This is a genomic window from Nocardia aurantia (assembly GCF_009604425.1).
GTDB lineage: Bacteria > Actinomycetota > Actinomycetes > Mycobacteriales > Mycobacteriaceae > Nocardia > Nocardia aurantia.
In genome coordinates this window covers 413,711-426,538 of the sequence record NZ_WEGI01000007.1, presented here as the reverse complement: position 1 = coordinate 426,538, position 12,828 = coordinate 413,711, and the positions used below count along the sequence as shown (strand labels likewise).

The 12,828-nt window shown below is 71.0% G+C and carries 13 protein-coding genes; 7 read left to right on the top strand and 6 right to left on the bottom strand.

Annotated features, from left to right (window positions below; all coding sequences use genetic code 11):
- Positions 1–59: 59 nt before the first annotated feature.
- Positions 60–440 (top strand): TM2 domain-containing protein, encoded by a 381-nt coding sequence (locus NRB56_RS40175; RefSeq protein WP_319943155.1) that lies wholly within the window; start codon positions 60–62, stop codon positions 438–440.
- Positions 441–462: 22 nt separating this feature from the next.
- Here the strand turns inward: NRB56_RS40175 and NRB56_RS18300 are convergent, their stop codons facing one another.
- Positions 463–1,431 carry an aldo/keto reductase gene (locus tag NRB56_RS18300; protein ID WP_153343677.1) on the bottom strand — a complete coding sequence of 323 codons (969 nt, stop codon included), beginning with the start codon at positions 1,429–1,431 and terminating at the stop codon, positions 463–465.
- A 109-nt stretch (positions 1,432–1,540) separates the two neighbouring features.
- Between NRB56_RS18300 and NRB56_RS18295 the strand changes: the two genes are divergently transcribed.
- Positions 1,541–2,098: a TetR/AcrR family transcriptional regulator gene (locus NRB56_RS18295; RefSeq protein WP_319943154.1), complete on the top strand. Its 558-nt coding sequence runs from the start codon at positions 1,541–1,543 to the stop codon at positions 2,096–2,098.
- 233 nt (positions 2,099–2,331) lie between these two features.
- On the opposite strand, the gene NRB56_RS18290 is transcribed toward NRB56_RS18295, so the two are convergent.
- The gene (locus NRB56_RS18290; protein ID WP_153343675.1) at positions 2,332–3,231 is read right to left on the bottom strand and encodes an NmrA/HSCARG family protein; all 900 of its coding nucleotides are present in this window, start codon (positions 3,229–3,231) and stop codon (positions 2,332–2,334) included.
- 106 nt (positions 3,232–3,337) lie between these two features.
- Here NRB56_RS18290 and NRB56_RS18285 point away from each other — a divergent pair, with 106 nt between their 5' ends.
- Complete coding sequence (locus tag NRB56_RS18285) at positions 3,338–4,189, top strand: TetR/AcrR family transcriptional regulator (RefSeq protein ID WP_153343673.1); 852 nt, start codon at positions 3,338–3,340, stop codon at positions 4,187–4,189.
- A gap of 113 nt (positions 4,190–4,302) precedes the next feature.
- Here NRB56_RS18285 and NRB56_RS18280 read toward each other — a convergent pair whose 3' ends face one another.
- The 3 genes from NRB56_RS18280 to NRB56_RS18270 form a co-directional block, all read right to left on the bottom strand.
- Complete coding sequence (locus NRB56_RS18280) at positions 4,303–4,578, bottom strand: hypothetical protein (protein WP_153343672.1); 276 nt, start codon at positions 4,576–4,578, stop codon at positions 4,303–4,305.
- A 37-nt stretch (positions 4,579–4,615) separates the two neighbouring features.
- Complete coding sequence (locus tag NRB56_RS18275) at positions 4,616–5,005, bottom strand: DUF2237 family protein (protein WP_019930003.1); 390 nt, start codon at positions 5,003–5,005, stop codon at positions 4,616–4,618.
- A gap of 71 nt (positions 5,006–5,076) precedes the next feature.
- Complete coding sequence (locus NRB56_RS18270; RefSeq protein WP_319943153.1) at positions 5,077–5,484, bottom strand: RpiB/LacA/LacB family sugar-phosphate isomerase; 408 nt, start codon at positions 5,482–5,484, stop codon at positions 5,077–5,079.
- A 102-nt stretch (positions 5,485–5,586) separates the two neighbouring features.
- On the opposite strand from NRB56_RS18270, the gene ftsY reads away from it, so the two are divergent.
- The 4 genes from ftsY to NRB56_RS18250 all read left to right on the top strand — a co-directional run bounded on the left by ftsY (position 5,587) and on the right by NRB56_RS18250 (position 11,846).
- Positions 5,587–7,224, top strand: coding sequence for a signal recognition particle-docking protein FtsY (gene ftsY / locus NRB56_RS18265; RefSeq protein WP_319943152.1), 1,638 nt, complete (start codon positions 5,587–5,589; stop codon positions 7,222–7,224).
- Between the two features lie 309 nt (positions 7,225–7,533).
- The gene (locus tag NRB56_RS18260) at positions 7,534–8,910 is read left to right on the top strand and encodes an ammonium transporter (RefSeq protein WP_319943151.1); all 1,377 of its coding nucleotides are present in this window, start codon (positions 7,534–7,536) and stop codon (positions 8,908–8,910) included.
- 2 nt (positions 8,911–8,912) lie between these two features.
- The gene (locus NRB56_RS18255) at positions 8,913–9,251 is read left to right on the top strand and encodes a P-II family nitrogen regulator (RefSeq protein WP_153343885.1); all 339 of its coding nucleotides are present in this window, start codon (positions 8,913–8,915) and stop codon (positions 9,249–9,251) included.
- A 33-nt stretch (positions 9,252–9,284) separates the two neighbouring features.
- Complete coding sequence (locus NRB56_RS18250) at positions 9,285–11,846, top strand: [protein-PII] uridylyltransferase (protein ID WP_406603500.1); 2,562 nt, start codon at positions 9,285–9,287, stop codon at positions 11,844–11,846.
- Between the two features lie 69 nt (positions 11,847–11,915).
- Here the strand turns inward: NRB56_RS18250 and NRB56_RS18245 are convergent, their stop codons facing one another.
- Complete coding sequence (locus tag NRB56_RS18245) at positions 11,916–12,818, bottom strand: carbohydrate ABC transporter permease (protein WP_406603496.1); 903 nt, start codon at positions 12,816–12,818, stop codon at positions 11,916–11,918.
- Positions 12,819–12,828 lie beyond the last annotated feature (10 nt).

The following is a 12,828-nucleotide window of genomic DNA, read 5'->3' as shown; positions in this document are numbered from 1 at the left end:
GCGGATGCCGATCGCGGCCTCGAGGTCGGAGGACCTCGACGAAACAGGAGAGAGAGCGCGTGACCGACCCCTATCAGCAGGAGCCCGGGTACCAGGCACAACCCGGGTACCACGCCGTGCCCGGCGCCGGTCCGAACCAGCCTGTCCCGCCCGGCTACGGCCCGCCCCCGGGGACGGATCCGCAGGCGCCGTACGGCCGCAACGCGCAGGGCGAGCCCTACTCGGACAAGTCGAAGCTGGTCGCGGGCCTGCTGCAGATCTTCCTCGGCGGTTTCGGCGTGGGCCGGTTCTACCTCGGTTACACCGGCCTCGGCATCGCCCAGATCGCGGTCACCTGGCTGACCTGCGGTATCGGCGGTCTGTGGCCGCTGATCGACGGCATCATGATCCTGGTCGGGAAGGTACGCGACCCGCAGGGTCTGCCGTTGCAGGAGAACTGACGCGCGCCGGACTCCGGCCGGACTATCCGGCCGGGGCCGGCTCGCCCAGCGCGTCGAGTTCCGCGCGCGTGTTCCGGTCGAGCACGATGTCGCCGGCGGCGAGATTGCCCGCGAGATGGGCGAGGTCGGCGGTGCCCGGGATGAGCAGCGTGTGGTCGTAGTCGGCCAGCAGCCAGGCCAGGGCGATCCCGGCGGGTGTGGTGCGCAGCCGGTCGGCGGCCGCCCGCACAACGGGATCGTCGGTGACCGAGGACCAGCCGGCGAATCCCGCGGAGCCGAGCGGGAAGTACGGCACCCAGGCGATGTCGTGCTCCCGGCACACCTCGAGCACCGGCGCGGTGTCGCGGTTCAGCAGGTTGTACACGTTCTGCACTCCGGCGATGCCCGCGGGCAGCGCCGCGCGCAGCGTCTCGGCGGCGACGTTGCTCAGCCCGATCCCGCCGATGAGACCCTCCTCCCGCAACGAGATCAGCTCGGCCAGCTGATCGTCGATGCCGACCGCCTGATCGCCGGTCGCGATGATCCCGGGCGGGATGTCCGCCCGCCGCAGATTGACCACCGGCAGCCGGTCGACCCGCAGCTCGGCGAGATTCGCGTGGATCTGGGCCCGCAACTGCTCGGGTCGCTGCGCGGGTACGATCCCGCCCGACGCGTCGTTGTCCGCGCCGATCTTGGTGACGATCGTGAGCCGGTCGTCGTAGGGCGCCAGCGCGGTGTGGATCAGCCGGTTGCAGGCCCCCGCGCCGTAGAACTGCGCGGTGTCGATGTGGTCGACACCGCCCTCGACCGCGCGGCGCAGCACCGCGATCGCGGTATCCGGATCGACCGGCGGTACCCGCCGATGGACCAGTTGCATGGCCCCGAATCCGATCCGCGCGACCGGCCGGTCGCCGAGGAGTGCGGTGGCGCCGGGGCGATCTGCCCGGCCGGATTCTCGCGCCGGTCCCGCGGGGCCGGTGCTGCTCGGTACTACGTGGGCGTCGGATGTCATGTGCGGGCTCCCGAATGGCATAGTGGAACGCAATGAACCGGAGGAACCTCCGGATATCGCCACCGTAGCAGAAACGGAGGGACCTCCGCTTGTTGTCCGGGAGCAGCCCGTGACCGCCGGCCGCGCCGACGCGCGCCGGAATCGGGAACATCTGGTCGAGACGGCGCGCGCCCTGCTGACCACCGAGACCGGCAAGGTGCCGCTGGAGACGATCGCCCGCGCCGCGGGCGTCGGCATCGGCACCCTGTACCGCCACTTCCCGACCCGGGAGGCGCTGGTGGAGGCGGTCTACCGCGCCGAGGTGGACCGCCTCTGCGCCGGCGCCGCCGAACTCGCGGGCACCGGGCGCGGCGATGTGACACTGCGGGCCTGGATGAACCGATTCGGCGACTACATGGCCGCGAAACGGGAGATGGCCGGTGCCCTGCGCGCCCTGGTCGATTCCGGCGCGATCACCAGTTCGCAGACGCGGCAACGGATCTCGGAGGCGGTGCGGATCCTGCTCGACGCGGGCGCCGCCGACGGCACCCTCCGCGCCGATGTACCCGCCGAGGACGTGGTCGTCGGCCTGCTCGGCATCTTCCTCGTCTGCGGCCCCGACCAGCGCGAACAGGCCGACCGGATGATGAGCCTGCTGATGGACGCGCTCACGCCGCGCGGCGCCTGAGCCGGCGGTCCGGACGCGGCGCGCTCGCCGGATCCCCGTGGGGCCGAGCGAGGTTCTCGCACAACGCTTGTGGCGAGGCCTTGTGGATTCGGCGGTATCACCCGGCGCGCTCGTTCCCGGTACTGCTTCTGCCCGAGCGTCTTTCGCCGTGCCGACCGGTTCGCGACGAAACCGGCCGCTTCGTGCCCCGGTGCCCGGTCGCCGATGGCGAACCGGGCCCCGGATGAGGTGATTCAGTCGGCCAGGATGGCCTTCAGCTGGGCCGCACCCGTTGTGGCGAGCCAGGTTTCGAGGTTCTGCAGGCCGGGGTATATCGCGCGGACCGCTTCGATGTCGGCGTTCCAGCCCTGTCCGGCCTCGGCGAGGCGCCAGGTGTCGCCGACCGAGGCGGTGAGGGCGTCGGCCTCGGCCTCGGTGAGGCGCCGATAGCCGAGGGGGCGGCCGACGGCGCGGCCGATGATCTCCGCCGCCTCGGGTGGGGTGTGCGCGTCGCCGGCCAGCTCGAGGGTCTGCCCGTGGAAGCGGTCCGGATCGGCGAGGACGAGGGCGGCGATGGCGCCGATGTCATCGACGGCGATCATCTGGAACGGCCGGTCGGCGCGGAAGATGTGCCGGTGGAACCCGTCGCGGAAGCCGTCCAGCGGCAGTATCGACAGGCCGAGGTAGTTCTCCATGAACCGCACCGGGCGTAGCAGGGTGTAGCGCAACCCGCTGGCCGCGGCGGCCTCCTCGATCCGGTGCTTGCCGAGGTTGCCCCAGCTGATCTCGGTCCCGAACGAGGCCACGCCGGTGAAGACGATCTGCTCGGCGCCGGCGGCGCGGGCCGCGTCGATCAGCGCGATCCCGCGCGCCGCCTCCAGATCGGGGTCCCAGCCGCCGGGCCCGAAAGCCGCTGGGGGGATCAGGAATACGCCACGCACGCCGGCCACGGCGGCGGTCAGCGTCTCCGGGCGATCGAAATCGCCGACGGCCAGGTCGGCGCCGAGTTCGGCCAGTTCGACTGCGGCCGGCGCGTCCGGATCGCGGACCAGGGCCCGCACGCGGCCACCCTCGGCCAGTAGGTGCCGGGCGGTCGCGCCACCCTGTTTGCCGGTGGCGCCGGTGACCAGGACGAGTTCGTTCTGCGGGGACATGCTCACCTTGTCTGTTCGGTAGAATCCGGGTCGAGTAACCCGTATCTCGGACGATACGGATGCTCACACGCGATTCACCACGGCTGCTCGAGGGGTGCGTAACGAAATGACCGCTGCTACCGCCGGGTTCGCGGATCCGGCCGCCCGCGCGGACGCCCGGCGCAATCGCGCGCTGGTCCTGGTCGCGGCCCAGCGCGCCTTCGCCGATCGTGGTGTCTCGGTGTCGCTGGCCGAGATCGCCCGCCGCGCCGGGGTCGGCGCCGGCACGGTGTACCGGCACTTCCCGACCAAAGCCGATCTGCTGGAAGCCGTGATGCAGCATCGCATCGAGCAGATGACCGTGCGGGTGATCGAGGGCCTGCGCGCGCCGGACGTAGGGATGGCGTTCTTCGAATTCTGTGTGGGTATGGTGGTTTCGGCCCCGCGCAACCAGGCGGTGTGCGACGTGATGACCACCGACGACGGCTGGCCCCGCACCCTGATGCACGGCGCCGGCGAGCGATTCCACGGCGCCCTACGGGAATTGCTGGTCGCGGCCCAGCGCGCGGGTGCGGTCCGGCCGGACATCACGGTCGCCGACCTGATCGGGCTCTTCACCGGATGTGCCGCGATCCAGCGGGTTTCGGGCGCCGGGCCGGAACTGGCCCGGCCGGCGCGGATCGCCCTCGACGCGCTGCGGCCACACGCCGCCCCCGCCGTGACGAAAGTCGCCGCCGATCCGGCTCGTGACGAAATTCGTAACGAAACCGTGGGGGAACGCTGCCCGGAATGTGGTGCGGCCGTCCGGCGTCGCGGCACCGGGCGGCCCGCCCGCTACTGCTCCCCGGCCTGCCGCCAGAAGGCGCACCGGCGCCGGCAGTCCGACCCGTACCGATCCGTCGACCCGTCGGGTGCGCCCCCGCCGAACCGGGTCGAACCGGGCCACACCCGCTGGGCTGCCGGACGATCACCGGCCTGATCACGGGTCCGGTCGGGGCCGGACGCCCTACCGGCGCAGGAATGCGGCTGCGACACCGCGATCCGGCTTCGTGCGGAATTCGGCCGCCCGCCGCGACGGAAACCGAGCGGCTGTCAGCTCGGACGCTGTGACGGCAGGCCGGAATCCGGCTCGGCCGTCGGCCCGCCGATCGTCCGGCTATGCGGCTGTGGGTTCCGGTGCGGCGGCATTGTCGCCACACCGGTGTCCAAATCGATCACCGGGTCGTCGCCCGACACCCGATCGTCGGCCTTGGCGACCGCCACCCACTCCTTGCGGTCGTGAATGTGCTTGCGGGACGGTGCGAAGATCTCGTCGACACCGGCGCCGCGCGGTCTGCTCTCCGCATCGGACCGGCGCCACCAGCTCACCGCACCGACGGTACGCGCGTGCCGGTGCCGGGGCGGGTCAGAGCAGATCGCTCACGTCGTCGGGGACGTCGACCGCGTATTTGCGCAGGGTCTCCATGGGGATGACCTCCAACGCGTTCTCGTGCGTCGCGGCCAGGATGACGGGGGCGGCGACGCCGTCCTCGTGGGCGTGCAGCCAGCGCACCGCGACGACGCACCAGCGGTCCCCGGGTTGCAGGCCGGGGAAGTTGTTGTCGGGCCGTGGAGTGACCAGATCGTTGCCGATCGACTTCTGATGCTCCAGGAATTCCGCCGTCACGACGGTGCACACGGTGTGGCTGCCGAGATCCTCCGGGCCCGTGCTGCAGCATCCGTCCCGATAGAAGCCGGTGAGAGGATCGGTGCCACACTCCTCCAGCGGTCCCCCAAGCACATTACGATCGGTCACGAAAGCCGATCCTATTGTCTTGGTGACGGATTCGCCGAGCCTTCCGGTCCGTGGTGTGGCCGGAAATCGGGTCAGCCCAGCTGACGGTAGTTCGGGGCCTCCGATTCGTCCGGTCCGGTGCCCAGGAACGCGTCGAGCATCTCCTCGGCCACCGTCGGCGAGGTGAGCCGCAAACCGAGAGCGAGGACGTTGGCGTCGTTCCACTTCCGGGCGCCCTCGGCCGTCGCCCGGTCGGTGCACAGCGCCGCGCGGACGCCGGGAACCTTGTTGGCGGCGATGGACACGCCCGTACCGGTCCAGCAGCACACCACGCCGAGATCGGCGTGCCCGCCGGCGACGGCCTCGCCGACGCCGCGACCGGCCTCGGGCCACGCGATGCCCTTGCCGATCACGAGCAGGTCGTGGCCGCGTTCGGTCAGCCAGGTCTCGAGATGGTCGGTGAGAGGGGTGCACTCGTCGGTGCCGAAGGCGATCCGCACGGGCACCAGGGTAGCGGGATCGAGCCGGGCCGAGTCGAACGATCAGGCATTTCCGGCGGCGGCCCGCGCGAGTACGGGCGAAGGTTCTGACAGGATGGGCGTGTGACTGCGCAAGCCTGGATTCTGATCGCCGCAATCGTCGCCGTACTGGTGGTGGCGCTCGTCGTCGCCGGATTCGTCCGGTACAAGCGCCGCCGGGTGACCTTGACGCCGGCCACGCCCGTGCCCGAGGTCACCGACCGGTCGGGCGGGTATTCCGCCGCCGGTGGATTCAGTTTCAGCCAGGGTGGGGCGACGCCGGAACCGGTCGCCGTGCCGGGGGAGCGCACCGACGACGAGGGCCAGCCGCACATCGGGGACGACGCGGCCGTGCCGCGCGATTCGGCGCGCCGGTCGATCACCGATGTCCGGTTGCCGGAGCCCGGCCTGCCGGCCGAGGACACGGCGAGCATCCAGGAACCGGAACCGGCCGCGCTGGCCGAGGAGGCGACCGCGCTGGCCGCGGTGGCGGGTGTGGAGCAGGCCCAGGCCCGCAACGGCACCGACCCGGCCGGTGGCACGGTGGGCACCGACTCGGCCGACGGCACCGGCGCGACCACCGTGACCCCGGTCGCGGAGGCGGGTACCGGCGGAACGACCGGGACGTCCGATACCACTGCGGCGCCGGGCGACGGCGACGGCGCCGGGGCCGCCGATCGCGCGACCGCCGAGGAGGCCGCGGCCGCCGCGGCCGATCAGGTGGCCGCCGCCGCGGCCGCCACGACCGCGCCGGCGCCCGCGCCGATCCCGGCCGCGCCCGCCGCCCCGCTCGAGGAGATCGAACCCACCGCGGGCCGGCTCACCCGGTTGCGCGGCCGGTTGTCCCGCTCGCAGAACGCCGTCGGTAAGAGCCTGCTGGGCCTGCTCGGCGGCGGCGACCTGGACGAGGACTCCTGGGAGGAGATCGAGGACACGCTGGTGATGGCCGATCTCGGCGCGGCCGTCACCGCCACCATCGTCGATCGGCTCCGCGAACAGCTGGCATCGCGCAGTGTGCGGACCACCGAACAGGCCCGCGCGGTCCTGCGCGAGGTGCTCGTCGGCGCGTTGCGCCCCGAGCTGGATCGGTCCATCAAGGCGCTGCCGCACGCCGATCATCCGTCGATTCTGCTGGTGGTCGGCGTCAACGGCACCGGCAAGACGACCACCACGGGCAAGCTGGCCCGGGTGCTGGTCGCCGACGGCCGCCGCGTGCTGCTGGGCGCCGCGGACACCTTCCGCGCCGCCGCCGCCGATCAGCTGCAAACCTGGGGCGAACGCGTCGGCGCGGAGACCGTGCGGGGCCGCGAGGGCGCCGATCCGGCGTCCGTGGCGTTCGACGCGGTCAGCACCGGCATCGCGCAGGGGGTCGACGCGGTGCTCGTCGACACCGCGGGCCGGCTGCACACCAAGACCGGCCTGATGGACGAACTGGGCAAGGTCAAGCGCGTGGTCGAGAAGAAGGCCGCCGTCGACGAGGTGCTGCTGGTCCTGGACGCCACCGTGGGCCAGAACGGCCTGACCCAGGCCCGGGTGTTCGCCGAGGTGGTCGACATCACCGGCGTGGTGCTGACCAAACTGGACGGTACCGCCAAGGGCGGCATCGTCTTTCAGGTGCAGCACGAATTGGGTGTTCCGGTGAAGCTGGTCGGTCTCGGGGAGGGCGCCGACGATCTCGCCCCGTTCGAGCCCGGAGCGTTCGTCGACGCGTTGCTGGGCTGATCCGAGGCGGCGGATTCGCGCCGATTTCCGGCTTGTCCGGACAATATCGGACAGCTGTTCTGTCACTGATCACAACGCGCGGCCGAACGCGCTGGTGGCGCCCGGTTTCGCGACCTCACCGCCGCGGTTTTTCGCGGGTGAACCGGAAGTGCTGTGCGGGTTACGAAACACAGATGCAACACCACCGCCGGATCCGTTCACGCAGGTGAAACGCGGCGGCGGCACAGACGAAACACCGAATGACCAACCTTCTCGTGTGCAGGCTCGTCGCCGTCAACTTTGGCCGGGCCCGAGATGAGGAGGAACAAGGTGGCGTATCCCCTGACCGGTGTGCCGGACACCGGCGACACCGCATGGATGCTGGCGAGCTCGGCGCTCGTCCTGCTGATGACGCCCGGTCTGGCGTTCTTCTACGGCGGCATGGTCCGCTCGAAGAACGTCCTGAACATGATCATGATGAGCATCAGTGCGATGGGCATCGTGGGTGTGATCTGGGCGCTGTTCGGATATTCCGAAGCGTTCGGCGACAACAAGTTCGGCGTGATCGGTGACCCGGGTCAGTTCTTCGGGCTGAAGGGTCTCATCGGCGGCAACGGGGCGAAGGACCCCGCGACGAACATCCCGCTGGCCGGCACGATCCCGATGACGGTCTTCGTGGCCTTCCAATTGATGTTCGCGATCATCACCGTCGCCCTCATCTCGGGTGCCGTGGCCGACCGGTTGAAGTTCCGCGCCTGGCTGGTCTTCGCGACGATCTGGGCGATCGTGGTCTACTTCCCGGTCGCGCACTGGGTCTTCGACTTCAGCGTCACCGACCCCACGACCAAGGAAGTGGTGCACGAGGGCGGCTGGATCGCGAACAAGCTGCAGGCCATCGACTTCGCCGGTGGTACCGCGGTGCACATCAACGCCGGTGCGGCGGGCCTGGCGCTGGCCCTGGTGCTCGGCAGGCGCAAGGGCTGGCCGAAGGTGCCCGCCCGGCCGCACAACATCCCGTTCGTCATGCTCGGCGCCGGTCTGCTGTGGTTCGGCTGGTTCGGCTTCAACGCCGGTTCCGCGGTGAGCTCCAACGGCCTGGCCGGTTCGACCTTCCTCACCACCACGTTCGCCACCTGCTCGGCGATGCTGGGCTGGCTGCTGGTCGAGAAGATCCGCGATGGCAAGCCCACCACTCTCGGTGCCGCCTCCGGCATCGTCGCGGGCCTGGTCGCCATCACCCCGTCCTGCTCCTCGGTCAACGTGCTGGGCGCCCTGGTCATCGGCGTGGTCGCCGGCATCCTCTGCGCGCTGGCGGTCGGACTGAAGTTCAAGCTCGGCTTCGACGACTCGCTCGACGTGGTGGGCGTCCACCTCGTCGGTGGTCTGGTCGGCACCCTGATGGTCGGCCTGTTCCTCGCTCCCGAGGCGGGCGCCGCGGCCGCGGGCGCCAAGGGCCTGTTCTACGGTGGCGGGTTCTCGCAGCTGGGCAAGCAGGCGGTGGGCGCGTTCAGCGTCATGGCCTTCTCCTTCATCGCCTCGCTGATCATCGCCTTCATCATCAAGTTCACCATCGGCCTCCGCGCCACGGAGGAGGAGGAGTTCAACGGCTTGGACGACTCGGAGCATGCTGAAACTGCGTACGATTTCGCTGCTGTGGGTGGCACGGCACGCACCGCCGTCAAGGAAGCCGTCAAGGAAGAGGCATGACAATGAAGCTGGTTACCGCGATCGTCAAACCGTTCACGCTCGAGGACGTGAAGTCCGGGCTGGAGCAGGCGGGCGTGCTGGGCATGACCGTCAGCGAGGTGCAGGGCTACGGCCGCCAGAAGGGCCACACCGAGGTCTACCGCGGTGCGGAGTACTCGGTGGACTTCGTGCCGAAGGTCCGGGTCGAGGTCGTCGTCGACGAGAGTCAGGTGGAGCGGGTCATCGAGGTCATCACCGAGGCCGCCCGCACCGGCAAGATCGGTGACGGCAAGGTCTGGATCACCCCGGTGGATGCCGTGATCCGCGTTCGCACCGGCGAACGCGGGGCCGACGCTCTGTAGGACCGGCCGGCGCGCCGGCGCCGGAATCCGGAGATATTCGAATCCAGCGGCGGCCCCGCTCCACCCGGTGAGACGGGTCGGGGCGGGGCCGCTCGGGCGAGATGGGCGGTGGGTACGGCAGTGGCTGGCAAGCAGCGGATTCAGGACGAATTGTCGGGCGGCGCAACAGATCTGGTGCGGGCGCGAAATCAACTGCTGGACGGCGGCGACAGTCGGCGGCCACGCCTGGACGCGGAATCGCTGCGGCAGGCACTGGTCGATCTGTACGACCTGTGGCTGACCACGAAGGGCGGCGAACTCGGTATCGTCCGCGACAGCGGCCTGGCGGTGCTCGCGGTCGGCGGGCTCGGGCGCAAGGAGATGCTGCCGTACTCGGATCTGGATCTGGTGCTGCTGCACGACGATGTGGATCCGCAGCGGGTGGCCGAGGTCGCCGACCGGCTCTGGTACCCGTTGTGGGACGCCCACATCAAGCTGGATCACAGTGTGCGGACCGTGCCGCAGGCGTTGCGGGTGGCCGCCGACGATCTCACCGCCGGGCTGGGCCTGCTGGAGGCCCGGCACATCGTCGGCGACGCCGAACTGAGCAACCTGCTCATCGGCGGGGTGCGCCGGGAGTGGCGCACCGGAATCCGTTCGCGTTTCACGGATCTGGTGCAACAGGCCCAGTCCCGCTGGAATCGCAACGGCGAGATCGCCCATCGCGCCGAGCCGGATCTGAAGAACGGCCGCGGCGGGCTGCGGGACATCCAACTGCTGGACGCGCTGGCCATCGCCCAGTTGACCGACGCCATGCCGGGGCTCGGTCCGGACGTCCCGGGTGGCGGGCTCAGGCAGGCGCAGCGGCGGCTGCTGGACGTCCGCACGGAACTGCATCGGGTGGCCGGCCGGGCCCGCGATCAGCTCCGCGCCCAGGACGCCGACGAGATCGGCGCCGCGCTGCGCATCGGCGACCGGTTCGATCTGGCCCGCACGCTCAGCGACTCCGCCCGCACGGTCAACTACTCCGTGGACGTCGGCCTGCGCACGGCCGGAAACGCGTTGCCGCGAAGGGGTTTGGCCCGTCTGCGCCGGGTACCGGTACGCCGACCACTCGATGAGGGGGTGGTCGAGCACTCCGGAGAAGTGGTGCTCGCCCGGGACGCGCGCCCGGCGAAGGATCCCGGGCTGATCCTGCGGGTGGCCGCGGCCTCGGCGCAGACCGGCCTGCCGATGTCGGCGACCACGCTGAACCGGCTGTCCGAGGACGCGCCGGAACTGCGTGAGCCGTGGCCGCGGGAGGCGCTCAACGACCTGCTGGTGCTGCTGGGCGCCGGCCGCGGCACCATCGACGCGGTCGAGGCGCTGGACCGGACGGGTCTGTGGGGTCGGCTGTTCCCGGAGTGGGGGGCGGTGCGCGATCTGCCGCCGCGCGACGCCATCCACACCTGGACCGTCGACCGCCATCTGATGGAGACCGTCGCCTACGCGGGCGCGCTCACCACCCAGGTGGCCCGCCCCGACCTGCTGCTGCTCGGGGCGCTGCTGCACGACATCGGCAAGGGCCGCACCGAGGACCACAGTGTGGTCGGCGCCGAACTCGCCACCCAGATCGGCCGCCGGCTCGGACTGTGGCCCTCGGACGTCCACACCCTGAGCGCGGTCGTCCGCTACCACCTGCTGCTGCCGGAGACCGCGACCCGCCGCGACCTCGACGATCCGGAGACCGTCCGGATGGTCGTCAGCGCGCTCGACGGCGACGCGCAGGTGCTGGACCTGCTGCACGCGCTGGCCGAGGCCGATTCACTGGCCACCGGGCCGGGCGTGTGGGGCGACTGGAAGGCGTCGCTGATCCGTGAGCTGGTGCGGCGCTGCCGGCTGGCGATGGCGGGGGAGAGCCAGCCGACGCCGGACCCGATCCCCGACGAGCTGCGGGCACTGGCGACCGCGGGCGGCGTGCACGTGGAGCTGCGGCCCGGCGACGGCCGCTACACCCATGTCGTCACGGTCATCGCACCCGACACCCCCGGCCTGTTGTCGGAGGCCGCGGGGGTACTGGCACTGCATTCGCTGCGGGTGCTGTCGGCCTCGCTGGGCAGCGTGCCGATCACCGGCGCGGGCGCCGGGCCGGTGCGGGCTGATGGCCGATCCGCGATCGACACCTTCGTCGTGACACCGAAATTCGGCGATCCGCCGGACGCGGGCCTGCTGCGGCAGGAACTGATCCGCGCGCTGGACGGCGATCTGGACGTGCCCGCGATGCTGGCGAAGAAGGAGCGCGAGGCCGCGCTGCGCCCGAGCCCGTACGCGCAGGCCGAGCCGCGGGCGATCTGGACCGACACCACAACGCCCGGCGAAGTGCTGCTCGAGCTGCGCGCGGAGGACCGCATCGGCCTGCTCAGCCGACTGGCCGACGCGCTGGCCGAGGCGAGCATCGACGTGCGCTGGGCGAAGGTGGTCACCCTCGGTACCGCGGTGGTGGACGCGTTCTGCCTGAATCTCGGCGACACCGACTCGCCCGAGCGCCGCGCCGCGCTGGCGGCGACGCTGCTGGCGGTGGTCCCGCGGCCGGAGCCGCGCAAACCGGAAACCGCCCCGGCCGAGGACACCGAGTGATCGGTGGCCGCCAGGCCGCCGGCCGTCGGCGGTCCCGGCGGCCTGCGGTCCCGGCGGCCGGGTGACCGGTCACTTCAGGCCGGAGCGGACGAACGCGTCCACCACGTGCCGCTGCAGGAACAGGTAGATCAGGAAGATCGGCAGGCAGGCGATGCCGGAGGCGGCCATGACCGCGCCCCAGTTGTTGCCCTCGGCGCCGAGGAAACTCCGGATGCCGATCTGCAGCAGCGCGGTCGACTTGCGCAATACCAGTGCGGGCCACAGGTATTCGTTCCACGCGGTGATGAACAGCATGATGCCGAGCGCCGCCAGGGCCGGCCGCAGGTTGGGCAGCACCACCCGCCACAGGGTGCCCCAGCTGGTGCGGCCGTCCATCTGCGCGGCGTCCATCAGGTCGCGCGGGAACGCCTGCAGATGCTGGCGCAACATCATCACGCCGAACGCCGAGCACAGATTCGGCACCACGACCCCCGCCACCGTGTTGAGCAGTCCCAGCTGGGACACCAGCAGATAGTTGGGGATCATCGTCACCTGGAACGGCACCAGCCACGACCCGATGAACAGCATGAACAGCAGCCGCTTACCCGGGAACGACCACATCGCGAACCCGTAGGCGGCCAGGATCGCCAGCAGCAACTGCGATACCGCCAGCGCCGCCGCCATGCCGAAGGTGTTCAGCATCATCGAGCCGATCGGGATGGTGTGCCACACGTACCGGAAGTTCTCGACGCTGATCGGCCAGGGGATCGGCGAGTGCGACAGCATGTCCGCGGGGGTGCGGAACGCGGTGACGAACATCCAGTAGATCGGGAAGATCGCCAGCAGGGCCGCCGCCGCCAGCACGACGTGCCCGACGACCCGCATGACCGGACCGGTACGGGCCGTGCCGGCGGCGTCGGCCGTCGCCGTGGTGGTGTGCGCGGCCGCCGGCGCGAGTGGCCGCCGGGCGGCGGCGGTTGAGACGAGAGCCATCGTGTCCTCC